The sequence below is a fragment of the Variovorax sp. OV329 genome (assembly GCF_900114785.1).
Classification (GTDB): domain Bacteria; phylum Pseudomonadota; class Gammaproteobacteria; order Burkholderiales; family Burkholderiaceae_C; genus Variovorax.
This window is the reverse complement of the sequence record NZ_FOUG01000017.1, coordinates 1-25041: the sequence shown is the minus strand read 5'-3', so window position 1 is coordinate 25041 and position 25041 is coordinate 1. Positions and strand designations below refer to the sequence as shown.

At 68.5% G+C, this 25041-nt stretch carries 16 protein-coding genes; 11 read left to right on the top strand and 5 right to left on the bottom strand.

Annotated features, from left to right (window positions below):
- The first annotated feature begins 10 nt into the window (after positions 1-10).
- The 6 genes from BM345_RS23065 (at position 11) to BM345_RS23040 (ending at position 10132) form a co-directional block, all read left to right on the top strand.
- Positions 11-1564 carry a methyl-accepting chemotaxis protein gene (locus BM345_RS23065; RefSeq protein WP_093384234.1) on the top strand — a complete coding sequence of 518 codons (1554 nt, stop codon included), beginning with the start codon at positions 11-13 and terminating at the stop codon, positions 1562-1564.
- Between the two features lie 43 nt (positions 1565-1607).
- Positions 1608-3179: a methyl-accepting chemotaxis protein gene (locus BM345_RS23060; protein WP_093384232.1), complete on the top strand. Its 1572-nt coding sequence runs from the start codon at positions 1608-1610 to the stop codon at positions 3177-3179.
- A gap of 143 nt (positions 3180-3322) precedes the next feature.
- Positions 3323-5284 carry a flagellar hook-associated protein FlgK gene (gene flgK, locus BM345_RS23055; RefSeq protein WP_093384229.1) on the top strand — a complete coding sequence of 654 codons (1962 nt, stop codon included), beginning with the start codon at positions 3323-3325 and terminating at the stop codon, positions 5282-5284.
- A gap of 38 nt (positions 5285-5322) precedes the next feature.
- On the top strand, positions 5323-6534 hold the full coding sequence (gene flgL / locus BM345_RS23050) for a flagellar hook-associated protein FlgL (protein ID WP_093384227.1): 1212 nt from the start codon (positions 5323-5325) through the stop codon (positions 6532-6534).
- 44 nt (positions 6535-6578) lie between these two features.
- Complete coding sequence (locus BM345_RS23045) at positions 6579-8645, top strand: hypothetical protein (RefSeq protein ID WP_093384224.1); 2067 nt, start codon at positions 6579-6581, stop codon at positions 8643-8645.
- 101 nt (positions 8646-8746) lie between these two features.
- Complete coding sequence (locus BM345_RS23040) at positions 8747-10132, top strand: FAD-dependent oxidoreductase (protein WP_139237596.1); 1386 nt, start codon at positions 8747-8749, stop codon at positions 10130-10132.
- Between the two features lie 5 nt (positions 10133-10137).
- On the opposite strand, the gene BM345_RS23035 is transcribed toward BM345_RS23040, so the two are convergent.
- The gene (locus BM345_RS23035; RefSeq protein ID WP_093384219.1) at positions 10138-11079 is read right to left on the bottom strand and encodes a LysR family transcriptional regulator; all 942 of its coding nucleotides are present in this window, start codon (positions 11077-11079) and stop codon (positions 10138-10140) included.
- Positions 11080-11215: 136 nt separating this feature from the next.
- On the opposite strand from BM345_RS23035, the gene BM345_RS23030 reads away from it, so the two are divergent.
- From BM345_RS23030 to BM345_RS23020, 3 genes are all read left to right on the top strand, one after another.
- Positions 11216-11983, top strand: a complete 768-nt coding sequence (locus BM345_RS23030) for an SDR family oxidoreductase (RefSeq protein ID WP_093384217.1) — start codon at positions 11216-11218, stop codon at positions 11981-11983.
- Positions 11984-12004: 21 nt separating this feature from the next.
- On the top strand, positions 12005-12928 hold the full coding sequence (locus BM345_RS23025) for an alpha/beta fold hydrolase (protein ID WP_093384214.1): 924 nt from the start codon (positions 12005-12007) through the stop codon (positions 12926-12928).
- A 94-nt stretch (positions 12929-13022) separates the two neighbouring features.
- Positions 13023-15785 carry an FAD-dependent oxidoreductase gene (locus BM345_RS23020; protein WP_093384211.1) on the top strand — a complete coding sequence of 921 codons (2763 nt, stop codon included), beginning with the start codon at positions 13023-13025 and terminating at the stop codon, positions 15783-15785.
- A gap of 10 nt (positions 15786-15795) precedes the next feature.
- Here the strand turns inward: BM345_RS23020 and BM345_RS30805 are convergent, their stop codons facing one another.
- A complete protein-coding gene (locus BM345_RS30805; RefSeq protein WP_175545124.1) occupies positions 15796-21195 on the bottom strand; it encodes an AAA family ATPase in 5400 nt (1799 codons plus the stop codon).
- 122 nt (positions 21196-21317) lie between these two features.
- Positions 21318-21599 carry a DUF1090 family protein gene (locus BM345_RS23010; protein WP_175545123.1) on the bottom strand — a complete coding sequence of 94 codons (282 nt, stop codon included), beginning with the start codon at positions 21597-21599 and terminating at the stop codon, positions 21318-21320.
- A 287-nt stretch (positions 21600-21886) separates the two neighbouring features.
- Between BM345_RS23010 and BM345_RS23005 the strand changes: the two genes are divergently transcribed.
- Positions 21887-23146 carry an alpha/beta hydrolase gene (locus tag BM345_RS23005; protein WP_175545122.1) on the top strand — a complete coding sequence of 420 codons (1260 nt, stop codon included), beginning with the start codon at positions 21887-21889 and terminating at the stop codon, positions 23144-23146.
- Between the two features lie 76 nt (positions 23147-23222).
- Here the strand turns inward: BM345_RS23005 and BM345_RS23000 are convergent, their stop codons facing one another.
- Positions 23223-23576 (bottom strand): HU family DNA-binding protein, encoded by a 354-nt coding sequence (locus BM345_RS23000; RefSeq protein ID WP_093384205.1) that lies wholly within the window; start codon positions 23574-23576, stop codon positions 23223-23225.
- Between the two features lie 92 nt (positions 23577-23668).
- Positions 23669-24154, bottom strand: coding sequence for a helix-turn-helix domain-containing protein (locus tag BM345_RS22995; RefSeq protein ID WP_368086496.1), 486 nt, complete (start codon positions 24152-24154; stop codon positions 23669-23671).
- 26 nt (positions 24155-24180) lie between these two features.
- Between BM345_RS22995 and BM345_RS22990 the strand changes: the two genes are divergently transcribed.
- The gene (locus tag BM345_RS22990) at positions 24181-24438 is read left to right on the top strand and encodes a DUF2164 domain-containing protein (RefSeq protein ID WP_093384200.1); all 258 of its coding nucleotides are present in this window, start codon (positions 24181-24183) and stop codon (positions 24436-24438) included.
- Positions 24439-25041 lie beyond the last annotated feature (603 nt).

Below are 25041 nucleotides of genomic sequence, written 5' to 3'. Positions count from 1 at the left end.
GGACACAGTGATGGAATTTCTGGAAAACATGCGGATCGGCCGCCGCCTGGCGGTGGGCTTCGGCCTGGTGCTGATCCTTTCGCTGGCCTCCACGGCCTTCACCCTGGTCAGCCTGCGCTCCAGCGCGCAGACCACGCAGCGCACCGTGCTGGGCCCGCTGGCCAAGGAACGCCTGGTGTCGGACTGGTACGTGCTGACCTACTCGGCCATCGCGCGCACCGAGCTGATTGCGCGCAGCAGCGACGCGCAGCTGTCCAACACCTTCGCCGAGGTGATCGCCGCCAGCTCCAAGAAGGGCAGCGAGACCATGGCCAAGGTCGCGCCCTTGCTGGACACCGACGAGGAGCGCGCCATCTTCAAGCACATCGGCGAACTGCGCGTGAAGTACCAGGGCGCCAAGGAGCTGGTGATGAATGCCAAGACCGCCGGCGACGCCGCCCTGGCCGAGCGCCAGTTCAACGAAGTGTTCATGCCGGCGGCCAAGGCCTACGAGAAGCGCGTGCTGGAACTGCTGTCGCACGAGCGCGGCACCATCGACGAGGCGGTGCGCGTCGGCCGCGAGGCGGCCACGGAACGCTTCCAGATGCTGATGCTGCTGGCCGCAGTCGCGCTGATCGCGGGCGTCCTGGCTTCGCTGCTGATTTCCCGCAGCATCACCCGTCCGCTGCGCGAGGCGGTGGGCGTGGCCAAGGCGGTGGCCGGCGGCGACCTGGGCAGCCGCATCGAATCGAACTCGAAGGACGAGACCGGCCAGCTGCTGGGCGCCCTGCGCGAGATGAACACCAGCCTGGTGCGCATCGTGAGCGAGGTGCGCAGCGGCACCGACACCATCGCAACGGCCTCGGGCCAGATCGCCTCGGGCAACCAGGACCTGTCTTCGCGCACCGAAGAGCAGGCCAGCTCCCTGCAGGAAACCGCTGCCTCGATGGAGCAGTTGACCAGCACCGTCAAGCAGAACGCGGACAACGCACGCCAGGCCAACCAGCTCGCCGAATCCGCTTCGGAAGTGGCAGTCAAGGGTGGTGAGGTCGTGGGGCAGGTGGTGCACACGATGGCCTCGATCAACGCTTCGTCCAAGAAGATCGTGGACATCATCGGCGTGATCGACGGCATCGCGTTCCAGACCAACATCCTGGCGCTCAATGCCGCCGTGGAAGCGGCACGTGCCGGCGAACAGGGCAGGGGTTTCGCGGTCGTTGCTTCCGAAGTGCGCAGCCTGGCCCAGCGCTCGGCCGCAGCGGCCAAGGAGATCAAGGGCCTCATCGACGATTCGGTGGGCAAGGTGCAGGCCGGCAGCGAGCTGGTGGGCGAAGCCGGCCAGACCATGCAGGAGATCGTGAGCAGCGTGAAGCGGGTGTCCGACATCATCGGAGAGATCACCGCGGCCAGCCACGAGCAGACCCAGGGCATCGAGCAGATCAACCAGGCCATCACGCAGATGGACCAGGTGACCCAGCAGAACGCCGCCCTGGTTGAAGAAGCCGCCGCCGCCGCGCAGTCGATGCAGGAGCAGGCGGGCAGCCTGGTGCATGCCGTGAGCGTGTTCCGGCTTGCACGCGCCTGAGCCCGGCACGGAAGAACGAGAGACATATTTTTCGGAGCAGACCATGCTCAACCCGACGAACCTTCGCAGCATGAGCATCGCCTGCAAGCTGGCCTTGCTCACCTTCAGCGCCATCGTGGGCGTGGCCGTGCTCACGGCCCTGTTCCTGGCATCCGAGCGCAAGCTCCTCATGGACGAGCGGCAGAGCAGCGTCCGCCAGGCGGTGGAAAGCGTGCACGGCCTGCTCGCCCACTACCACGGGCTGGCGGCCAATGGCACGCTGACCGAGGAGCAGGCCAAGAAGGCGGCCATGCAGGCCGTCCGCGGCCTGCGCTACAGCGGCAGCGAGTATTTCTGGATCAACGACATGCAGCCGCGCATGCTGATGCATCCGATCAACCCGAAGCTGGACAACACCGACCTGTCAGCCAACAAGGACCCCACGGGCAAGCAGCTCTTCGTCGAGTTCGTGAACACGGTGAAGGCCAACGACGCGGGCTTCGTCGCCTACCTGTGGCCCAAGCCGGGCAGCGACAAGCCGGTGCCCAAGGTGTCCTACGTCAAGGGCTTCGCGCCCTGGGGCTGGATCATCGGCTCCGGCGTCTACGTGGATACGGTGGACACCATGCTCTGGCAGCGCCTGCTCAGCATGTCGCTGTGCGCGCTGGTGCTGGCGGCCGTGCTGCTGGCGCTGGGCTGGACCATTTCGCGCGGGCTGCGCAGGCAATTGGGCGGCGAGCCGGCGCAGGCGGCCGACATCACGCTGCGCATCGCCCAGGGCGACCTGTCGGTGCCCATCGCGCTGCGCAAGGACGACGACGCAAGCCTGATGCATTCGCTCAAGGCCATGCGCGACAGCCTGGCGCAGGTGGTGGGCGAGGTGCGCAGCGGCACCGAGACCATTGCCACCGCTTCGGGGCAGATCGCCTCGGGCAACCAGGACCTGTCTTCCCGTACGGAACAGCAGGCCAGCTCGCTCGAACAGACGGCGGCTTCCATGGAGGAGCTGACCAGCACCGTCAAGCAGAACGCCGACAACGCGCGCCAGGCCAATCAGCTGGCCGTCTCGGCATCCGAAGTCGCCGTGAAGGGCGGCACCGTGGTCGGACAGGTGGTCGATACGATGGCTTCGATCGACGCATCCTCCAAGAAGATCGTCGACATCATCGGCGTGATCGACGGCATCGCCTTCCAGACCAACATCCTCGCGCTCAACGCGGCGGTGGAAGCCGCGCGAGCTGGCGAGCAGGGCAGGGGCTTCGCGGTCGTCGCTTCCGAAGTGCGCAACCTGGCGCAGCGCTCGGCCGCAGCGGCCAAGGAAATCAAGGGCCTCATCAACGACTCGGTGGGCAAGGTGCGCGCCGGCAGCCAGCTGGTCGGCGAAGCCGGCCAGACCATGCAGGAGATCGTGGGCAGCGTGAAGCGCGTGACCGACATCATGGGCGAGATCACCGCTGCCAGCCACGAGCAGACGCAGGGCATCGAGCAGATCAACCAGGCCATCTCGCAGATGGACCAGGTGACGCAGCAGAACGCCGCCCTGGTCGAAGAGGCCGCCGCCGCGGCCGCCTCCCTGCAGGAGCAGGCGGGCGGCCTGGTCCACGCCGTGAGCGTGTTCCGGCTGCAGCCCGCCTGAAGAGTGAAAAGAAGTTGTCGCAGCCGCCAGCGCAGCCCTTCAGCTTTGCGCCGCCCTGCCGATAACTTCACTGACAAGCCGGGGCGTCCGCATGACGCCCCGCCAAGACACCGTACCCAACGTACCCCCTACCCAGGAGCACCATGTCCGGAAACCTGTTCCTCACCGGCCTGAGCGGTCTGAACGCAGCCCGCGCCGCGCTGGTGACCACGGCCCACAACACGGCCAACGTCTACACCCCCGGCTACAGCCGCCAGGTGGCCCAGATCTCGACCGCCACGCCCAACGCCACCGGCTCCGGCTTCTTCGGCAACGGCGCCGACGTGACCTCGGTCACGCGCAGCTACGACCGCTACCTGACGGCGCAGCTGGCGGCCGCCGATTCCTCGGCCGCGGCCCTGTCGACCTACGGCTCGCAGATCAACCGCATCGACACCCTGCTGGCCGACCGCACCTCGGGCCTGCAGCCGCTGCTGCAGACCTTCTTCACCAGCGTGCAGGGCGTGGCCAACACGCCGGCCGACCCGGCGGCGCGCCAGCAGCTCATCAGCTCGGCGCAGGCGCTGGCCAACAAGTTCCGCTCCACCGACCAGTACCTCACCGACATGAACAGCTCGGTGAACGACCAGATCACCAGCAGCGCGGACCAGATCAACACCTACGCGACACAGATCGCCAGCCTGAACCAGCAGATCACCCAGCTCAGCGCCATGGCCGGCGGCCAGCCGCCCAACGACCTGCTGGACCAGCGTGACCAGCTGGTGAGCGAGCTCTCGAAGATCGCCGACGTGAAGGTGCTGGAGACCGACTCGGGCAAGTACAACGTCTTCATCGGCAACGGCCAGTCGCTGGTGATGGGCGACCGCGCGGCCCAGGTGAAGGCCGTGACGTCGGCTTCGGACCCGACGCGCAAGTCCATCGCCCTCAGCGGCCCCGCGGGCAACATGGTGGAAGTGGCCGACAGCGTGTTCACCGGCGGTTCGCTGGGCGGCCTGATGGCCTTCCGCGCCGAGACGCTGACGCCGTCCCAGAACGCTATCGGCCGCCTGGCCATCGCCCTGGGCGACGCCTTCAACGAGCAGCATGGCCTGGGCGTGGACCTGAGCGGCACGCTGGGCAAGGACTTCTTCTCCGTGGCCCAGCCGGGCGTGTTCTCCAACACCCACAACTCCGGCAGCCTGGTGCTGGGCGCGAGCCTGACCGACAGCGGCGCCCTGACCACCAGCGACTACAAGGTGCAGGTCAAGGACGTGGCGGGCACGCTCACCTACTCGGTGACCCGCCTGTCGGACAACCAGGTGGTGGCCAACTCCACCACCTTCCCCATCGACTTCGACGGCGTGAGCCTGGCTGCCAGCAGCGGCACGGCCGCCGGAGGCGACTCCTTCCTGGTGCAGCCCACCCGCACCGGCGCCCGCGACATGGACGTGCTGGTGCTGGACCCGGCCAAGGTGGCGGCGGCCTCGCCGGTCATCACCGGCAACACCGCCGGCAACGTGGGCACGGGCGCCATCGGCTCGGCCACGATCGGCGCGGGCTACGCGGCCACGCCGCTGGCGGCCAAGGTCACGCTGAACTACGACTCGGCCACCGGCTCGCTGTCGGGCTTCCCGGCGGGCTCGGCCATCACCGTGACCGCGGCCGACGGCACGGTCAGCAACTATCCGGCGGGCAGCAGCGTGCCCTTTGCCGCCGGCTCTGCCATCAGCTTCGACGGCATCAGCGTCACCTTCAAGGGGGCGCCGGCCAACGGCGACACCTTCACCATCGGCAAGAACAGCTCGGGCGTGTCGGACGGCAGCAACGCGCTGCTGCTGGGCGGCCTGCAGCGCAAGGCGCTGGTGGGCAACGGCACCTCCACGCTCAACAGCGCCTATGCGCAGCTGGTCAGCGAGGTGGGCAACCGCGCCATGGGCGTGAAGGTGGCCGGCGCCACGCAAGACAGCCTGGCCACGCAGATCCGCTCGGCCCAGCAGTCCGTCTCGGGCGTGAACCAGGACGAGGAAACCGGCAACCTGCTGATGTTCCAGCAGATGTACCAGGCCAACGCCAAGGTCATCCAGAGCGCCCAGGCCATGTTCGACGCCATCCTCAGCATCAGCTGAAGACCTGGCCCAACCCACAGGAACTCCAAGGAGCCGTGATGCGCATCAGCACCCAGACCTTCTATGACCAGGGCCAGTCGGCCATGGGCTCGCAGCAGCTCGCACTCTTCCGCATCCAGCAGAAGGTGGCCACCGGCCGCAACATCCTCTCGCCCTCGGACGACCCGGTGGGTGCGGCCCGCGCGCTCAACGTGAGCCAGTCGCTGTCCGAAGGCTCGCAGTACGCGGCCAGCCGCACGCAGGCCATGGGCCTGCTCTCGCGCGAGGACGACACGCTGCAGAGCGTCGCCACGGTGCTGCAGAACGTGAAGGCGCAGATCGTGGCGGCCGGCAACGGCACCATGTCGGACGCCGACCGCGCTTCGCTGGCCACCACCATCCAGAGCCAGCTCGATCAGCTCGTTGGCATGGCCAACACCGACGACGGCAACGGCCAGTTCCTGTTTGCCGGCTTCAAGAGCACCAACGCGCCCTTCGCGGCGCAGGCCGGCGGCGGCTACCAGTACCTGGGCGACCAGGGCCAGCGCCTGATGCAGGTGGACGTGGCCCGGCAGATGCCGGCCACCGACGACGGCCGCAGCATCTTCCTGTCGGTGCAGGGCGGGGCAGGCTACGTGACATCGGCCCCTTCGAGCAACACCGGCACCGGCGTCTTCAGCGCGGTGGGCGTGACCGATGCCACCGCGGCCGACTATGGCAAGGACTTCAGCATCAGCTTCGCCGGCGGCAACTACACCGTGCAGACCAAGGAGACGCCGCCGACGACGGTCGCCACCGGCGCCTACACGGCTGGCAGCCCCATTTCCTTCGGCGGGGTGCAGATCAGCGTCACAGGTGCGCCGGCCGACGGCGACAGCTTCGATGTCTCCACCGCCCGCAACGCCGGCACCGATGTCTTCGCTGCCATGGAGCAGCTGGTCACCGCGCTCAGGCAGCCGCTGGAAGGCGGCGGCGACAAGGCCAGGGCCGACCTGCTCAATGCGCTGAGCACAGCCAATGTGAAGATCACGAACGCGCACGACAACGTGCTGACCGTGCGTTCGTCGGTAGGCTCGCGCATGAACGAGCTGGACCAGCTCGACAGCGACGGCGAGGCACGCAAGCTGATCGACAAGAGCTACCTGTCGGAGATCGAGGACCTGGACTACTACTCCGCACTGTCGGAGTTCACCCAGCGCCAGACCTCGCTGCAGGCGGCGCAGCAGACCTTCGTCAGCCTGAGCGGCCTGGCCTTGTTCAAGTACCTGTAAGCGGACGGGGTTTCCAGGCGGACGGGCAGGCCTATCATGGCCGCATGGACCGCCTCGCCGACAGGATGCGCTCGCGCATTGCGCGGACCTTCGTCGGCCGCGAGCCGGAGCTGGCGCTGTTCTCGGACTCGCTGGCCGAAGACCCGCCGGCGGTGCCGATCTTCTTCATCCATGGCCCGGGCGGCATCGGCAAGACCTGCCTTCTTGAACGCGCCCGCGCCCTCGCGGCGGCCCACGGCATCGATTCGGTGCGGATCGATGCGCGCGACATCGAGGCCTCGCTGCACGGCCTGACGCGCGCGCTGGCCGATGCCCTTGGTGATCCGGCGCAGGGGGTAGACCTGCCTTCCGTGCTGGCCCATTGCGCCCGCATGCCGCGGCGGCTGCTGGTGATCGATTCCTACGAGCACCTCGAATATCTCGATGGCTGGCTGCGCGAGAACTTCCTGGCGCAGTTGCCCGGTGCCATGCGCGTGCTGATCGCCGGTCGCGGCGCCCCCGATGCCGCATGGCGCACCCACCCCATGTGGCGCGAGGCCGCCCGGGTGCTCGGCCTGCGCAACCTCGACACCGGCGAATGCGCCTGCTACCTCGCCGCGCGCGGCATCGATGCGACCGAGGTGCAGGCCATTGCCCAGGTCACGCATGGCCATCCGCTGGCCCTGACGCTCGTGGCCGACGTGGTGGCTTCTTCCGGCGAAGTGCCGCAGCAACTGGGGCTGGACGTGGTGCGCCAGCTCGCCGAGCGCTTCACCGCGCAGTCGCCCACCGAACTGCACCGGCGCGCGCTGGAGGTGTGCGCGCATGCGCGCGTCACCACCGAGGCGCTGCTTACCGACACGGTCGATGCCGGGCAGGCGCACGAATTGTTCGACTGGCTGGCCTCGCTGAGCGTCATCGAGTCCGGGCCGGCCGGGCTCTTCCCGCACGACCTGGTTCGCGAGGCGATCGACGACGAGCTGCAGTGGCGGCATCCCGAGCGCCACCGCGAGATCCACGTCGCCATCCGCGATCACCTGATCCGCCGGGCGCGTGACGCCGTGCATGGGGCGCAGCGCAGCTTCGACATCCTCTTCCTGCATCGGCATGCGCAGGCGATGCGGCCCTTCGTCGACTTCCGGGCCTTGGGCAGCGTGTATTTCGAGCGCGGTGCGGCCGGCGACCTGCCGCTGATGCTCGCCTCGCTGCAAGGCGAGGTGCCGGCGCCCCAGCACGAGGCTATCTCACGCTGGTGGTCTCATCCCGCCTGCACTGCCTGGGTGGTGCGGCCGGCCGCGGGCCAGCTGGTGGCCGCGACGCTGTCCATCGACCTGGCCGCCTTGAGCGATGAAGAGCGCGAGAGCGATCCCATGATGGCCGCGGTGTGGCGCGGCCTGCAGCAGATGGCGCCGCCTCACCCAGGCGGGCGTCAGCTGCTGGCCCGCTGGAACTTCGCGTCGGGGGGCACGCAGCAGCCTTCCGCGGCGATGAACGGGCTGCAGATGTCGCAGTTCCACCAGTGGCTCACGGTGCCCCGCCTTGGCGCCTTCGTGATCTGCACCGACCACCCCGAACACTGGTCGCCGATGATGCGGCACATCGACTTCGAACGGATGCCGTCCTGCAACCGGACCATCGACGGCGTGCCCATGGGCTGCTACCTGCACGACTGGCACGCCGTGCCCATCGAGCGCTGGCTGGACGTGATGGTCGACCGTGAACTGGGCGAAGAGCGGCCGATGGCCGACCCCTTCGCCTCGCCGGCGGCCGCGCGGCTGGCACGCCACGCCTTCGACCGGGCGGTGCGCGAGGCGCTGCGCGTGCTCGACAACCGCAGCGCGCTGGCGTCCAGTCCCTTGACCGCGTCGACGCTGGTGAACGCCGCCTCGGACGGATCGCGGCCGCCCGGCGAGACGCTGCAGCAGCTTCTGGTCGAGGCCGTCGAGGCACTGGGCCGGCGCCCCAGGGACGCCAAGTTCAGCCGCGCGCTCGAGCTGACCTTCGTGCGGCCCGCAGGATCGCAGGAGCTGGCGGCCGAGCGGCTGGGCGTGCCCTTCGGCACCTACCGCTACCAGCTGGCCACCGGCATCGATCGGCTCGTTGCCGCACTCTGGGAGCGCGAGACAGGCTGAGGCGGTACGCGCCGCTGCGCTCATTTTCGACAGCGTTTTCGGCTGGCAATTCGACACCGGAGCGGCCGATCCTCCGGCATCCCTTCACGAGGAGATGCCAGATGCCAACACCAAGATTCACCGCATTGCTCCCCGGACGGGCCATCGTCCTCGGCGCCAGCATGGCCGGACTGCTGGCCGCCCGCGTCCTGCAGGAGCGCTTCGAGGAAGTGCTGGTGCTGGAGCGCGACCTGCTGCCTGCCGAAGCGCTGCCGCGCAAGGGAACACCGCAGGTGCTCCACGCGCACGGGCTGCTGGCCCGCGGCCGGGAGGTCATCGAGGCGCTGTTCCCCGGCTTCACCGAAGCACTGGCAGCGCAGGGTGGGATGGTGCGCGACATGCAGGCCAACGCACCCTTCGTGGCGGGCGGCCGGCGCTTCGCCTGCCGGCCATGCGGCCGCGCGGGCCTGGCGGCCAGCCGGCCGGCGATCGAGGCGGAACTGCGCCGGCGCGTGCGCGCGCTGCCGCGCGTGCGGATTGTGGAGAACGTCGATGTGGTCCGGCCCATCGTCGAAGAGGGGCGGGTCGCGGCAGTCAGGGTTCTGCACCGGGCGGACGGCCGCGACGAGGTTCTGGCTTCGGGGCTGGTCGTCGATTGCACCGGACGCGGTTCCCATGCGCCCGCCTGGCTGCAGGCCTGGGGCTACGACGCGCCCGAGGAGGAGCGGGTGAGGGTGGACATCGGTTATGCGACGGCCTACCTGCGTCGCGAGGACTGGCATGCGCCGGACATCGCCGCGCTGATCTTCGCCGCCTTACCCGGGCAACCGCGCGGCGGCGTGCTGCTGGCCCAGGAGCCCGATGGCGAGGGGCCTGCGCGCTGGGTGGTCACGCTGGCCGGCTATGGGCAGGACCAGCCCGAGCCCACCATCGAAGGCATGCGCCGGCGGGCGCGCGCCATGGGCGATGCCGCGCTGGTGCGCATACTTGACGAGGCCGAGTTGCTGGGCACGGTCACCGGCTTCGCCTTTCCGCACAGCCAGCGACGGCGCTTCGAGCGGCTGTCGCGCTTCCCGCAAAACTTCCTCGTGATGGGGGACGCGCTTGCCAGCTTCAACCCGGTGTACGGCCAGGGAATGACGGTCGCGGCCTGCGAGGCACTCGCCTTGCGTACCGCGATGGAGCGCGGTGTGGAAGGCGTCGCCCAGCGCTTCTTTCCGGCGGCGGCCAGGACCATCGACGTGCCCTGGCAGACCGCCGTCGGTGCCGACCTGGCGCTGCCTTGCGTGCAAGGCGAGCGCACGCGCGCGATCCGCTTCGTCAACGCCTACCTGTCGCGGCTGATGCGGGCGGCCACGTGCGACGCGGCGGTGGCCCTGGCGTTCACCGAGGTCGCGCACCTGGTGGCGGCACCTCCCAGGCTCTTTGCACCGAACATCGTCGCGCGCGTGCTGTGGCACTCCGGCGCAAAGCCTGCGCCCCTGAGGGCGGCGGAGATCCTGCCATAGGGTGATCAGGGTTCTGCGGGTGCAGGACGCTTCGAAGCGCGGGGCTCATGCGCCAGGTCCCAATAGGGTGGGTCGCCCAACGCCTGGCGAACGCTGGCCACCAATGCCCGCAGCTTTGCCGAAGCACGCCGACCTTCCGGATGGGCCACGTAGATGGATTCGGGCTCGACCATGTTTCCCACGTTCAGCACCGCCAGCGAGCCCGCCGCGATGTCCTGACCGACGATGAAGCTGGGCAGCAGTGCGAGCCCGAGCCCGGCGAGGGCGGCGTCGCGCATCACGTCGCCATTGTTGACACGCAATGCGGCGGCGGGACGCGTGAAGCCGCTGTCCGCGCTGCGGAAGCGCCAGTCCGCGACGCCCCGGTTCAGGTAGTAGATGGCACGATGGCTTGCCAGATCCTCGAGTGATCGCGGCTCGCCGTGCCGGGCAAGGTAGTCGGGCGAGGCCACCATCAGGCGCTGGCTTGGCGCAAGCTGCCAGGCCACGAGCCGGGAGTCCTCCAGCACGCCGTGCCTGACGACGGCGTCGAAGCCGTCGGCCGAGGCGTCCACGCGCCGGTCATCCAGTTCGAGGGTCAGCGAGATGCCAGGGTGCTCGGCCAGGAAGGGGTAGAGCGCCGGACCCAGGTGCATGCGCCCGAAAGTCACGGGCGCCGAAAGCCGCATGGGCCCCGTCAGCTGGCTTCTCCGCTCGGCCAGTTCGGCGGCCGCTTCGTCGACCTCGCGCACGATGCGGTTCGCACGCTCGAGAAAGGCCATGCCGTCCTCGGTCAGGCTGAGTTTGCGCGTGCTGCGATGAAACAGCTGCGCGCCCAGGTCGCGTTCCAGGTCGGCGAGGCGTTCGCTGACGACGGATTTGGAAAGACTCAGGCGCCTGGCTGCCGCGCTGATCGAGCCGGCCTCGGCGATTGCAACGAAGCTCGTGATGCCATCCAGCTTGACCATGGTGTTCTTGCGGAGTCGTGCAGAACACCATTGTTCGACAAAACCGGACGCCAGATCCTTTGATTGCTGGCTTCTTGAAAACGGGGCCAGTCTCCAGAATCCGGGATTCGTTCAACCCAACTGGAGATTCCGCATCATGAGCAAGCGTCTCGAAGGCAAGGTCGCCTTGATCACCGGGGCCAGCGCCGGCATCGGCCGCGCAACTGCCCTGCTGTTTGCGGCAGAAGGGGCCAAGGTCGTCGTCGGCGCGCGGCGACAGGCGGAACTGGACGAACTCGTGGGCGAGATCAGCGCGGCCGGCGGGCGCGCGGTGGCGCTGGCGGGCGACGTGCGTTCGGAGGACTACGCCAAGGCCCTGGTCGGCCAAGCGGTGCAGCACTTCGGACGGCTGGACATCGCCTTCAACAATGCAGGCACGCTGGGCGAAGGCGGGCCCAGCACCGGCGTGTCGGAAGCCGGCTGGGCCGACACGCTCGCCATCAACCTCACCGGCGCCTTCCTCGGCGCCAAGCACCAGATCGCGCAGATGCTGGAGAACGGTGGCGGCTCGGTCATCTTCACCTCGACCTTCGTGGGCCACACCTTCGCCTTCCCCGGCGTGGCCGCCTATGCCGCCAGCAAGTCGGGCCTGATCGGGCTGACCCAGGCCCTGGCCGCAGAGTTCGGCCCGCAGGGCGTGCGCGTCAACGCGGTGCTGCCCGGCGCAGTCGACACCGACATGTACCGCGACATGAACGACACGCCCGAGGCGCGCAGCTTCGTGACCAACCTGCATGCCCTCAAACGGGTGGCACGGCCGGAGGAGCTGGCGCGCTCCGTGCTCTACCTCGCCTCGGACGATTCGGCCTTCGTGACCGGCACGGCATCGCTGGTGGACGGTGGCGCCTCGATTACCCGCACCTGAGCCACAACGAAAGGAAGCTACATGCTCGGCAGTTTCAAGAACGCACTCGGCATCGGCCTGCTCGCCCTGGCGACGGCACTGCCCGCCCTGGCGCAACCCAAGCCTTTCCCCGCCGGCTTCCGGCAGCAGCAGATCCAGCTCGAGGACGTCTCCATGCATGTGCGCGTGGGCGGCAGCGGGCCGGCCGTGGTGCTGATCCACGGCTTCGGCGACACGGGCGACATGTGGGCGCCGCTGGCCGCGGCGCTGGCCAAGGACCACCGGGTGGTGGTTCCGGACCTGCGCGGCATGGGCCTGTCGTCCAAGCCCGCCGGCGGCTACGAGAAAAAGAACCAGGCCGCCGACATCCGCGCCATCCTGGACAAGCTGGGCATCGACAAGGCCGACATCGTGGGCCACGACATCGGCACCATGGTGGCCTACGCCTATGCGGCCCGCTACCCGGACAAGACCACGCGCCTCGTCGTGATGGATGCGCCGGTGCCCGGCGTCGGGCCCTGGGACCAGGTCGTGCGCTGGCCGGCGCTGTGGCACTTCGACTTCGGCGGCAAGGACGCGCTGCGTCTGGTGAAGGGGCGCGAGCGCATCTACCTGGACCGCTTCTGGAACGAATTCGCGGCCGACCCGAGGAAGATCGACGAGGGAACGCGCGTGCACTACGCCCGGCTCTATGCCGCGCCCGGCGCGATGCAGGCCTCCTTCTCGCAGTTCCAGTCCATCCGCAAGGACGCGGAAGAAAACGCCGAGATCTCGAAGACCAAGCTGACCATGCCGGTCCTTGCCATCGGCGGCGAGAAGTCCTTCGGCGCCATGGAGGCCGTGGTGATGCGGGCCGCGGCCACGAACGTGACCGAGGTGGTGGTTCCCGGCTCCGGCCACTGGCTGATGGAAGAAGCGCCCGCCGCCACCATCACGGCCGTCAAGGCGTTCTTCGCCCAGCCCTGAGCGACGCGCCGGCCCCACCCGTCGGCTTTCCTTGCCAATTCATCCAAAGGTTCTACTATCGCGGCTCTCAGAACAATGGGATCGAGGAGTCTTCATGGGCAAGTCGGTGGCAGTGCTGGGTGGGGGAATCGGCGGTCTGACGGCGGCGCACGAGCTGCTCGAACGCGGGTTCGAGGTCACGGTGTACGAACTCAAGACCATCCCCGGAGGCAAGTCGCGCACCTTGCCTGACAAGGGCTCCGGCGTCGGCGGCCGGCCCGACCTGCCGGGCGAGCACGGCTTTCGCTTCATCCCGGCCTTCTACCGGCACCTGCCCGATTCGATGAAGCGCATCCCTTTCGGGTCGGGCAACTGCTACGGCAACCTCACGCCCACCAGCCGCATCGAGATCGCGCAGTTCAACGGGCCGCCCGTGGTGGTGCCTTCGCGCTTCCCGCAGTCGCTGGCCGACGTGCTGGTGGTGCTCAAGGACATCTTCGACACCAAGATCGGGTTGCAGCCAGGCGAGATCGAATACTTCGCCGACCGCATCTGGCAGGTGATGACCTCCTGCGACGAACGCAGGCTGCATGAGCTGGAGGCGATCTCCTGGTGGGACTTCGTCGGCGCCCAGAGCCGTTCGCCGGCCTACCAGCGCTTTCTTGCCGAGGGCCTGTCGCGCTCCCTGGTGGCGGCGAACGCCAGGCAGGGCAGTGCCCGCACCATCGGCCAGGTGCAGGTGCACCTGCTGTTCGGCCAGTTCGACCTGGCCGCGGGCAGCACCGATCGCGTGCTCGATGGCCCGACCAGCCCGCAACTGCTGGAGCCCTGGATCGCCTGCATACGGGAACTGGGCGGCCGTTACCTTACGCAGCAGAGGGTGCTGTCCTTCGATTGCGCCGGCGGGCGCATCACCGGCGTGAACATCGGCGGAATAGCCACCACCGCGATCGAGACGGTGAGGGCGGACTACTACGTGTGCGCCATGCCGGTGGAAGTAATGGGGCCGATGATCAGCGACGCGATGGTGGCGGCCGACCCCTCGCTTGCGAACATCCGCGTGCTCGATCCGCAGGTGCGGTGGATGAACGGCATCCAGTTCTTCCTGCGCACCGACGTGCCGGTCGTCCACGGTCACGTGCTCTACGTGGATTCGCCCTGGGCCATCACCTCCATCTCCGAGGCGCAGTTCTGGAAGGGCATCGACCTGAGCAACTATGGCGACGGAACGGTCAAGGGGATCCTGTCCGTCGACATCTCGGACTGGCAGGCCAAGGGGCAGTTCATCCAGGAGTTCGCGCAGAACCTCAACCCCGACCAGATCGCGGACGAGGTCTGGCAGGAACTCAAGCTTGCCCTCAACCAGGGGGGCCAGGTGCTGCTGCGCGACGAGGACAGGGTCGGCTGGTTCCTGGACACCGACATCGAGGACCCCCAGCCCGACCGCCCGCACCAGGACATCAACCTGGAGCCCCTGTTCATCAACACGCCCTTGAGTTGGGACATGCGCCCGCAGGCGGGCACCGCCATCGAGAACCTGGTGCTGGCCTCGGACTACGTGCAGACCAACGCCGACCTCGCCTGCATGGATTCGGCCAACGAGGCCGGGCGACGGGCCGTCAACGCCATCCTGGACCGCACCGGTTCCAGCGCCCCGCGCTGCAAGATCTGGGAGATGGGCATGCCGGAGTTGTTCGCGCCGTTCAGGCTGCATGACCAGGTCCGCTGGAGCGAAGGCCTGCCATGGGATGGCGGCTTGCTCGCCGGCAACGCCTCGGACGGCGGCTCCTGGTCGGCCTATTCGATCGCGATGCTGAAGCAGGGCGGCCGTGGCGACGATGGCCCCGCCACGCCGCCGGCCGCGCTCAAGCCCGTGCAGCCCGGGGCGGTGACGCCCGCCGACGACGGCTTCCACATCGCCCAGTACAAGGATGCCTCGCACCTGTTCTGGTACACCGAGTGGTGGTACTTCAACTGGGTGGACCGCAAGAGCGGGCGCTCGGGCATGGTGACCTTCTCCTGCTTCAACCCGACCGACATCGACCTGGCGGGCGTGGTCAACCTCAATGCCGCCGTCTTCGACCCGAAGAGCACCGACGCCACGGTGGTCATGGACTACCACGGCATCTCGCAGTTCTGGGCCTCGCCCGAGAAGGCCGACGTCACGCTGGCGGGCAACACGCTGCGCGCGATCGACGCGGACACCTACGAGATCAAGGCCACCTCCGACGACGGCAGCGTCTCGATGGCGCTGGTCTACAAGCAGGCCGATGCGCCGGAGATTTTGGCCAACAACGTGCACGCATCGACGCCATGGGAGGTCAGCTCCTGGCTGGCCTACATGCCCTCGGCGCGGGTGAACGGCTGGGTCGTCGTCGATGGCCAGCGCATCGATCTGGTCGATGCCACCGGCTACCACGACCACGACTGGGGCATGTGGTTCCTGCCGGGCAACGACTGGGCCTGGGCCGCCTTCTCCGACCCGGCGCGGCAGATCTCCTTCGACGTGGGCCTGCATGCGGCCTTCCAGAAGTCGGTGGCCTACTTCCGCCATGGCGACCTTCGATTGAGCTTCCCGCAGGAGTCCTTCACATCGAGCTTCTCGGACTGGGAGCACTGGCGTGTGTTCTGGAAATATCCGAAGACGGTCAGCTTCTCCGCGATCGACAGCACGGGCCAGTACAAGACCGAGATGACCTGGCGCGTGACGGGCACCGCAACGCTGTGGAAGTACCCGCTGATCGTGTTCGAGCAGGCCGCCCAGTTCAACGGCTCGCTGCTGCAGAAGTCCGGCGACGGCTGGGAGAAGGTGGTGGACTTCGACCTGGCGGGCTTTTGCGAATACACCAGCAAGTGGGTGGGCGGCGGCCCGAGCTGAGGCGGCGCTCCTACTTGCGGTCCATCTGCAGCACCCCCGTCCAATCCGCGCCTGGCGGATCGGCCAGCAGCACATCGCAGCGCTGCAGGTAAGCCCGCGCGGCGGAGTCGTCCGGGCAGGCCTTCAGCACCGCCTCGAAGCCGGCGCGCGCCTCGCTCCACTCGCGTGAATAGAAAGCGGCACACGCTTGCCGGTAGCGCTCCAGGCTGGCCGCCTTGGCATCACGCAGGGCGGGCGGATCGGCGTCGAAGACCTCGTGCACCACGACCGCCTCCGAGCGCCCGACCAGCACCACGCGCCCCACGGGACGCAGCAGGAAGGCGCCCGGCCGCGTCAGCCCGCCCACGGTTTCGTCGCCCACCAGCAGCGGCACGGCCAGCTGCTTGGTCAGGCCTTCGATGCGCGCCGCCAGGTTGACCGGGTCGCCGATCACGCCGCACTTGATGCGGTTGGGCCCGCCGATGGTGCCCAGCATCAGCGCGCCGGTGTTGATGCCCACGCCGATGGACAGCGGGACCTGCCCGGCAGCGCTGCGCTCGGTATTGAACTCGCGCAGGGCGCCCAGCATGCCGATGCCTGCGGCCACCGCGTCGTCGGGCGGGCCGTCGAACAGGGCCATGATCGCGTCGCCGATGTAGCTGTCGACGAAGCCGCCGTTGCCCAGGATGGCCGGCTCCATGCGCCCGATGTAGGCGTTGATGAAGTCGATGCTGGCGCGCGGCGTCAGGCTGCCGATCAGCGGAGTGAAGCCGCGGATGTCGGAGAACAGCACCGACAGCGACTTGGATGCGTGGTCGCCCAGCCGCACGTCCTGGATGTTCCTGCGGCCCAGCGAGGCAAGGAACTGGTGCGGCACGAAGCGGGCATGGGCATTGGTCAGCTCTACCTGCGCGTCCAGCGAACGCTCCAGCTCCTGCACCAGCCCGGCGTTCTCGATCGAGATGGCGGCCTGGCTGGCGATGACCTGCAGGAACTCCACCCGGTCGGGCGTGAAGGCGCCGGCCACCAGTTCGTTCTCCAGCAGGATGGCGCCCACCAGCTCGCCGTGGCGCAGCATGGGCGAGCACAGCACCGAGCGGGGCCGTGCGCGCGCCACGTAGCGGTCCAGGTGGAAGGTCGCGTCCTGCAGCGCGTCGTCGAGCAGCAGCGGGCGCTGGGTGCGCAGCACCAGTTGCACCGCGGCCTGGAAGACCTCGGCCTGCCCGAGCGCCCCGCCCACCAGCGCGTCGGCCTCGGGCCGGTCGACGTGCGCCATGGCGAGCACGCGCCAGTCCTGCTCGTCGCGCGCGATCAGCACCACCTGGCGCGCGCCGGCATTGGCCAGCAGCAGGCTGCAAAGCTCGCGCACCACCTCCGGCAGCCGCAGCTTCTCGGACACGGCCTGCGCGGCGCGGGTGATGGCGCGTGCGTCCAGCGCCTCGCCGGTGCCGGAGCCCGAGCCCGTACTCGAGTGAGAACTCGAGTGGGAACCCGTGGTCGTCGCGCTGGACGTGGAATCCGGTCCCGCCGTCATCGGGGGAAGGCTCTCGCGGCCCTGCTCGTCAAGCTGGCGCACTAGCCGGCGCGCGCCCCAGCGGTCCCAGGCCCGGCGGGCCTGCAGGCGGTGGCCCCGGGCAGCCGTGGCCATGCCGGCATCGGCCGCGCAGCCTGCGGCGAGCTGGTGGGCCATCGCCTGGTCCTGCGGGTTGCCGGCCGAGGTGGCCGCGGCAACGGCTCGCTCGTAGCCCGCCAGGGCCTTGGCCAGCGTGCCGGCGCCACGCGCTCGCTCGGCCTCGACCAGCTCCCAGCGCGCCAGGAAGGTCGAGGGCACGCGCTTCGCCCATGCAGCCATGCGGCGCTGGTTGGCCGCGATCGTGCGTGCGCCGCCAGGCCGCGCGTTGCCGCTGCGGGCCACGGCCAGCAAGGCCAGGGATTCGTAGAACTGGAAGAAGGGGACGAAGAGCTGGCCGTCGATGCCGGCGACGTTGGCACGGCAGGCCGCGGCCGCCCTCAAGGCATCGTCGTGCGCATCGCCCAGGTAGGCCCTGCAGCATCGCCAGGCATGCGCGTAGGCGATCGAAGTCGCATCGCCCCGCTCGGTGGCCAGTTGCAGCACCTGGTCTTCGTCGATGTCCCCGACCATCACCGGCGGGTCGTCGCGCAGCCAGGCCACGGTGTCGCGCACCAGCAGCATGACGACGCCGACCTTCTGCTGGTTGTGGAGCAGGATGGCCTCGTGGTGCGCCGCGCAGGCCAGGGAGAGGGCAGCCAGCTCCTGCCCGGCGAACAGCGCGTGCGAATCCAGCCCGTAGAAGCAGTAGCTGTAGTACTCGAGGTCACCCGTCTCCAGGCCGGCGGCGGCGCCCAGTCGGAAGGGCTCCAGCGTGTCCTGCAGCGGGTGGCTCCATGGCAGGATGAACAGCCCGCCGAGGAAGCGTACCTTGGCTTCGAAATCCCGTGCGCCGGTGCGGTCCATCACCGTCAGGGCGAGGCGGCCGAAGGCGAGGCCGCCGTCGTAGTCGCCCAGCACCGCGCACATGGCCAGGCCATAGCAGACGTAGCCGAAGGAGGATTGGGGCGTCGTGCCGTCGCGGATCGATCGGCGCACGAGCTCGAACACCATCTGCGGAAAGAGCTGGGGCTCGCTGAAGTAGGCGGCCGAGCCGGCGGTGACGAGCACGCGCATGGCCATCTGCGTGGTTGGGTCGCGCACTGCGGGCAGTTCGGCGAGCCCGGCAACGGGCCGTCCGCGCAAGGCCCACTTGGTGCGCACCAGGCCGGCCACGACCTGCGCCTGCCGCCCCTTGCGCGGGAGCCGCACGCCTAGGGTTCCCAGGAGGGGCACGGCCACGTCCAGCGCCTCGCTGTAGGCCATGGCGCTCACCAGCAGCTGGATCTTTACCGCCGTTGCGTTGGCCCGCTCCAGGTCCGAGCGCGCGTGCCGCACGATCTCGTCATGCACCGCTTCCAGGCCCGCCCGGTCGGATAGCAGGAAGGCTGCCTTCAAGGCCTCGAAGGACAGCGCTTGCATCGTGTCGCCCGCCTGCCAGCCCTGGGGCCCCAGCAAGGCGCGGCCCGCTTCGGCAAAGCGCCGGCCCGCGTCCCAGGCCATCGAGCCGTTGGCCTTCTGCGCGGCCTGCAGGAAGAGGGCGGCGATCCCGGTGCGCTCCTGCGCATCGCGCACCTCTTCGCCGGCGGCCTCGAAGTGGGCGGCAATGTCGAACAGGCGCTCGGCCACCTGCCCGGGTGTCGACGCCAGCAGCAGCCGCCCCACCCGGTGGTGCGCGCCGGGCCGTCTGTCGATGGGGAGCATGCCGTAGACGGCCTGCTGCACCCGGTCGTGCAGAAAGGCGTAGCCGATCTGGCCAGCGCGCTGGCTGTCGTCGGCAAGCGCTGTGTACTTGTAGTCGTCCCCCACCGGGACCAGGATGTCGTTCTCCAGCGCCGCTGCCAGGTCGGCGCGCGTCTGCTGCGTGCCGCGCCCGGCCACCTGGGCCAGCGTGGCGAGATTGAAGCTGTGCCCGACGACTGCCGCAAACTCCAGCACCTCGCGCGTCGGGGCAGGCAGCCTGGAGATGCGCTTGATGACCAAGTCCACCACGTTGTCCGTGGTGTGGCGCTGCCGCACGGCTTCGAGGTCCCAGAGAAACTCTCGGCGCTGCGCGTCGAATTGCAGCAGGCCATCGCGGCTGATCTCGCGCAGGAACTCGCCCACGAAGAAGGGGTTGCCGCCCGTCTTGGCCGTCACCAGCTCCGCGAGCGGCGCGACGGCGTCCGCCCTGGCGCGGGTCGCCTCGGCCAGCAGGCGGGCCACCGCGGGGCGGTCCAGCGGTCCGAGCACCACATGGACTGGCGGCGTGCCGGGGCCTTGCGCCAGGTCCTGGAGGAAGAGCCGGAAGGGGTGCGTGGAGCCCACCTCGGAGTCGCGCATGGCCACGACCACAAGGAGGTGCGCCGTTTCCGGATCGGTCAACAGCGTCTGGAGCAGGGCGAGCGATGCGCCGTCGGCCCACTGCAGGTCATCGATGAACAGCACCAGCGGATGCTCTGCGCTGGCCAGCGCGCGCACGAAGCCCCGCAGCACGAGCGTAAACCGGGTGCGCGCCTCCGACAGGCCGAGTGCCAGCACCGGCGGCTGGGGGCCGAGCACCGGTGCCAGTTCGGGCACCAGGTCCAGCAGCACCTGGCCGTTGGGCGCCAGTGCACCGACCAGTTTCACCCGCCATGCGGCCAGGCGCTCGTCCGGCTCGGTGAGCAGGCGGCGCGCCACCTGCCCGAAGGCCTGGATGATGGCCGAGTAGGGCAGGTCGCGCCTGAACTGGTCGAACTTGCCGCCAACCTGCAGGGCGCGCGCCGCCGACGCAAGCCGCGCGATCTCGCCGACCAGCACGCTCTTGCCTATGCCCGAGGGGCCTTCGACGACCACCAGCTGGACCGCACCGGCGCAACTGCGCGAGAGTGCATCGTTCAGCTCGCCCACTTCCCTGGCCCGGCCGATCAGGCTCTGGGGGATGCGGAACTCGTCGTAGGCATCGTGCTGGCCGATGGCGAAGGGCGGCACCGTGTCGCCGTCGAGCGCGTCCAGGCAGCGCCTGAGATCGGCCAGCACGCCGGCCGCGCTCTGGTAGCGCGCCTCGGCGTCCTTGGCCATCAGCTTCAGGATCAGGTCCGCGAGCACCCGGGGCAGCTCGGGGCGGTGCTCGCGTGGCGAGGGTGGAATGCGGGCAATGTGCTGGTGCACCAGGTCCAGCGGGTCCTGGCTGCGGAAGGGCAGCAGCCCGGTGGCGAGCTCGTACAGGGTGGTGCCCAGCGCGTAGAGGTCCGAGCGCCGGTCGATCGGCCGGTTCATGCGGCCGGTCTGCTCGGGCGCCATGTAGGCGAGGGTGCCTTCGAGTTCACGCGGTGCGAGCTCGCGCGCAGACTCGCGCGCGATGCGCACCGCGAAGCCGAAATCGGTCAGACGCACTTTCTGGCCGTCGACAACGATCACGTTGGCGGGCTTGATGTCCTTGTGGATCACGCCCGCGGCGTGCACGGCGGCCAGGGCCTCGGCCAGGCCGCATCCCAGTCGCAGCACCGAGCGCAAGGGCATCTGGGGGGCGATCTTCGAAGCCATCGACTCGCCGCCGATGTCCTCCAGCACGAGTGCATGGCGCTCGTCGTCCCAGCACTCCACGCCCAGGGCACGCACGACCGCATCCGCAGGCAGCGCCTGCGAGATCTCCACCTCGTGGTGCAGCCGGGCAATGTCCAGCGGCGTGGGTTGGGGCGCGAGGGGCAGCTTCAGCACCACCGGCCGGCTGTCGTGCCCGCGCCGCGCGCGCCAGGTGGCATGGGTCGAGGTCCGGCCCAGGGCTTCATACACCCGGTATCCAGGCGTATCGAGGGGTGCATCGGAGACGGGCGCTGTCCGGACGATGGTGCTGTCCATCCATCCCTCTGTTTGGGTTCTCGAACGATCGGCGCAGGCCGTGGCCCCCATTGAACCATTGGCACTGCAGGCTGTGCAAGACGCGCCGGGGGCTTGCGACCGAGGGACTTGCGTCCCGGTGCCTAGGGCTTTTCCGCCTGCAGGCGCCGAAGTTCGTCCTGCGCGCGGTCCAGGTCCACCTGCCGCTGCATGACCACGTACTTCTGGCGCAGCACGCGCGCTTCATGCGTGTCCTGGGCCGTGACCTCTTCGCATCGGGCCTGCAGCGTGATCAGGGTCTCTTCCAGGTTGCGGCGGCGCAGCATCTGGCCCCTGGACCGCGCATCGCGCATGTCGCGCTGCAGCTGGACCTGTTGCGTTTCGCATTCCTTCACCGTCAGGGGATCCGGCTTGGTTTGCGCCATGGAAGGCGTCGATGCGCAGGACAGTGCAGCAACCATCCCGAGAAGGCGAAGTTGTGGACGCATGGCAATCGGATGGAAAGTTGGAACGGGAGCATGGTGCCCCATTTCCGCCGGTGACGGGCGGCAAGGCGGGCAGAAGGCAGCGCAAGAGGGCCAGCCCTGCCAGCGCCGAAGGTACCGGCGGATGCCGTCGGCTGATACATTGCCGGCTCGATTCCACTTCCCGCCAGAGAATGCCCCGCAGGCTCATCTTTGATCCGGTCGGATCCGAACGATTCATCCATCGCATGGGTGGCTGCGCAAGGGTGGCTTGCGCCTTGCTGCTCGCGGGCCTGCTGTGCGCCTGCCAGTCGCCGGTGCGGCTGATGCCCACGCCCGTGAGCTTCAGCAGTGGCGAGGTCGATCCCTTCGAGAAGGTCGGCATGCAGCTGCGCACCACCGAAGTGCCGGTGTTCTACGCCACCAATCGCGCGGCCCTGGTCGAACACCCCGAGCCGGTGCTCACCATCGTGCCGGCCGATACCCTGCGCATGGGCGTGGCGCATGTTCGCATCGGCGACGAGACGCTGGACTGGGACACGCTGCACCGGCTGTCCACCAGCGCCGATCCGGACGAGCGGCCGATCGTGGAGCTCGATTCGCTCGAGCAGATGGCGAAGCTGCGCGCCGGCGAGCAGGTGCAGGATTCTCCCGAGGCCCAGGCCTTCTTCTCCAGGGTGAACCAGGCCCTGACCGCCAGCGCCAACAGCGAGTTGCTGATCTACCTGCACGGCTCCAACAACACGGTGCCGCGCGGCTCCGCGCAGGCGGCGCAGTTCCGGCACTTCACCGGCCGGCGCATGGTGGTGCTCGTCTTCATGTGGCCCTCGGCCGGCTCGATCCTGCGATACCTCACGGATGTGAACAACGCGCAGGCCTCGGTGGAGCCCTTCGCGCGCATGGTCGAGCTGCTGGCGCAGAACACGGCTGCGTCGAAGATCGACGTGCTGGCCTACAGCGCGGGCGCGCAGGTGCTGAGCCCGGCGCTGGTGCGCCTTGCCAAGCCGCGCGCCGGCGAGTCGCCCGGGCAACTGCAAAAGCGCCTGCGGCTGGGCCAGATCTATTTCGCCGCGCCGGACATCGACACGCGCCGCTTCATCGACGAGCTGGGTGCCTACCTCGGCGTCGTGGAGCGCGTGAGCGTCGCGGCCAACCTCAACGATTCCGCGCTGCGCATTGCAGCCATCGTCGGGCGGGCCTCGCGCGCGGGGCGCCCCGACGTGGGCGAACTCAACGAAGAGCAGACGCAGTTCCTAGTGGACGGATCGAGCAAGCTGCGCTTCGACCTGATCCGGGTGGACCCCAAGGACATCCCGAACCTGCCGGAGAACTCGCACGCCTTCTGGTACGACGACCCCTGGGTCAGCGGCGACATGCTCGCGCAGTTCGTGCTCAACGCACCGCCGACGCGGCGCGGGCTCGACGAGCAGCGCACCTCGGGTGGTGCGCGCTACTGGCGCTTTCCTTCGGATTTCAACGACCGGATCTACCGCCTGTTCAGGCCCTGAAGCGGAAGACCACGAGACCGCAGAAACGATGATGGCCCCGAAGGGCCATCCAGAAAGTCACGGCGGTTGGCCGTGCTTACTTCTTCTTCGCGCCCTTGGCGGCAGCCTTCTTGGCCGGCTTGGCAGCGGCCTTGTCAGCCTTGCGCTTGGCGGCCTTGGGGTCGACGGCTGCCTTGAATGCGGCGCCAGGCGTGAACTTGGGCACCTTTTGCGCTGCGATCTTGATCTTCTCGCCGGCTTGCGGATTGAATCCGGTGCGTGCCGCGCGCGCCACCTGCTTGAAGCTGCCGAAGCCCACCAGCGAGACGGTGTCGCCCTTCTTGACGGCATTCACGATGGTGCCGGTCACGGTTTCGAGGATGCGGCCTGCCTCGGCCTTGGAAACGCCATGGGCGGCGACGATCTTCTCGATGAATTCAATGCGGTTCAAAATTTCTCCTAAGGACATGGAAACGCCCACTGGCACAAGGCCGTGGGCGGGACGCGAGTGTAGTCGCTTCTCGCAGCGAGGCTCCGGGGCGCCTATGTCGAGGAGAGTTGTTCCTGCACCGTTCGACGGCTCAGGGAGCGCAGGGCGGCCAGTCGTTGAAGCTGCTCGGCGTTGGGGCGCGACTTGCCTTGCTCCCACAGATAGATCGTCGCGCCGCTCATGCCGACCAGTTTTCCATAGGAGGCGGCCGAGAGTCCGAGCTTGGTGCGATGCGCCGCAAGCCTGTCTGCGCTGAAGCGACGCGATGTCCCTTCGTCGGCCTTCGCGCTGGCGCGTGCATCGGCCATTGCATTGCGCCCGGCCTTCTTCAGTTGCCCCTGAAGTTCCGACACCTGGCGCTTCAGATGGGCGATGGCGCTGCGGTGCTGCGCGTTTGCCTTCTTGAGAGACTCGATTTCGGAGCGGACTTCCTTGCGGGCAATGCGCGAAATCTCGGACTTGAGGACTGTAGCGATATTGGCCATAGACTTGCATTGTGCACCGGAGGTCGCCATGCGGCCCGCAATGAGCAGTTCCATGAAGGAACACGTCGAGGACGAATGGCATGACTATTGAATTGAGCAAGGAAGCCCGGAAGGAAGCCATTGCCTCCATCGAAAGGTACTTCCGGGAGAACATGGAAGAGCCCATCGGCAACCTGGCCGCAGGTGCGCTCCTTGCCTTCTTCGTGGAGGAGGTCGGACCCTTGATCTACAACCGGGCGGTGGCCGAGGCACAGGAGCGGCTGCAGGCAAGAGTCTCGGAGCTGGACATCGAGGTCCACGAAGAAGAGTTCCAGTATTGGCGCAAGTACGCGCGTTAGTCAAAATTCCTGACGCGCGGTGCACGCGGCGATTCCCGATGCTCGGCTATGGCATGCCGGCCAGCCGGCCGCAGCCGGCCGCAGTCGGCTAGAAGCAGCCGTTGCCTCGCTGATTGCGAGCGTGCGCGAGTTCGGCTTTCGGCCCGGGGCGTGACCTCCGCATCGAGTTTTCTGCGCGCCTCTAGCAGCGGGCCATCGTTCCGGCGGGCGTAGGCCAGTTCCACGTCCGCCGCGGGCCAGCACCTCGAGCACGGTGCGCAGCGGCAGCGCCAGCATCCCGACGAGGCCGTTGGTGCAATCCAGCAGGTAGCGGATTTCGGCGGACGGTTCGGCGATGACCAGGGGCCCATGACGCTCCGAATAGTTCGCCGCGGCCGGCAGACAGCGCATACTCAGGTCAATTCCTGCTGGATCTGCGCCCGGCTGCCAAGAAGCACACAGGGCCCGCGCGCGCGGATAGGGTAGGCATCGTCGGCTGCACGCCGCGGCCTGCGCCCCTTGCGCAATCAGGAGATGTAATGGATGCCTCCCTCCCTACGGGGACAGCAAGAGCAGGAGCACGGAGATGAGCAGCTTGGCTGTTCTGGGCGGCTGGCTTGCCTG

What these genes read in the sequence shown, in the direction of transcription:
- BM345_RS22995 (WP_368086496.1), bottom strand. Translation starts at nt 24,154, where the DNA reads ATGGAACTGCTCATTGCGGGCCGCATGGCGACCTCCGGTGCACAATGC.
- BM345_RS23040 (WP_139237596.1), top strand. Translation starts at nt 8,747, where the DNA reads ATGCCAACACCAAGATTCACCGCATTGCTCCCCGGACGGGCCATCGTC.
- BM345_RS22990 (WP_093384200.1), top strand. Translation starts at nt 24,181, where the DNA reads ATGACTATTGAATTGAGCAAGGAAGCCCGGAAGGAAGCCATTGCCTCC.
- BM345_RS23010 (WP_175545123.1), bottom strand. Translation starts at nt 21,599, where the DNA reads ATGGCGCAAACCAAGCCGGATCCCCTGACGGTGAAGGAATGCGAAACG.
- BM345_RS23065 (WP_093384234.1), top strand. Translation starts at nt 11, where the DNA reads ATGGAATTTCTGGAAAACATGCGGATCGGCCGCCGCCTGGCGGTGGGC.
- BM345_RS23030 (WP_093384217.1), top strand. Translation starts at nt 11,216, where the DNA reads ATGAGCAAGCGTCTCGAAGGCAAGGTCGCCTTGATCACCGGGGCCAGC.
- flgK (WP_093384229.1), top strand. Translation starts at nt 3,323, where the DNA reads ATGTCCGGAAACCTGTTCCTCACCGGCCTGAGCGGTCTGAACGCAGCC.
- BM345_RS23035 (WP_093384219.1), bottom strand. Translation starts at nt 11,079, where the DNA reads ATGGTCAAGCTGGATGGCATCACGAGCTTCGTTGCAATCGCCGAGGCC.
- BM345_RS30805 (WP_175545124.1), bottom strand. Translation starts at nt 21,195, where the DNA reads ATGGACAGCACCATCGTCCGGACAGCGCCCGTCTCCGATGCACCCCTC.
- BM345_RS23025 (WP_093384214.1), top strand. Translation starts at nt 12,005, where the DNA reads ATGCTCGGCAGTTTCAAGAACGCACTCGGCATCGGCCTGCTCGCCCTG.
- BM345_RS23020 (WP_093384211.1), top strand. Translation starts at nt 13,023, where the DNA reads ATGGGCAAGTCGGTGGCAGTGCTGGGTGGGGGAATCGGCGGTCTGACG.
- BM345_RS23060 (WP_093384232.1), top strand. Translation starts at nt 1,608, where the DNA reads ATGCTCAACCCGACGAACCTTCGCAGCATGAGCATCGCCTGCAAGCTG.
- BM345_RS23005 (WP_175545122.1), top strand. Translation starts at nt 21,887, where the DNA reads ATGGGTGGCTGCGCAAGGGTGGCTTGCGCCTTGCTGCTCGCGGGCCTG.
- BM345_RS23045 (WP_093384224.1), top strand. Translation starts at nt 6,579, where the DNA reads ATGGACCGCCTCGCCGACAGGATGCGCTCGCGCATTGCGCGGACCTTC.
- flgL (WP_093384227.1), top strand. Translation starts at nt 5,323, where the DNA reads ATGCGCATCAGCACCCAGACCTTCTATGACCAGGGCCAGTCGGCCATG.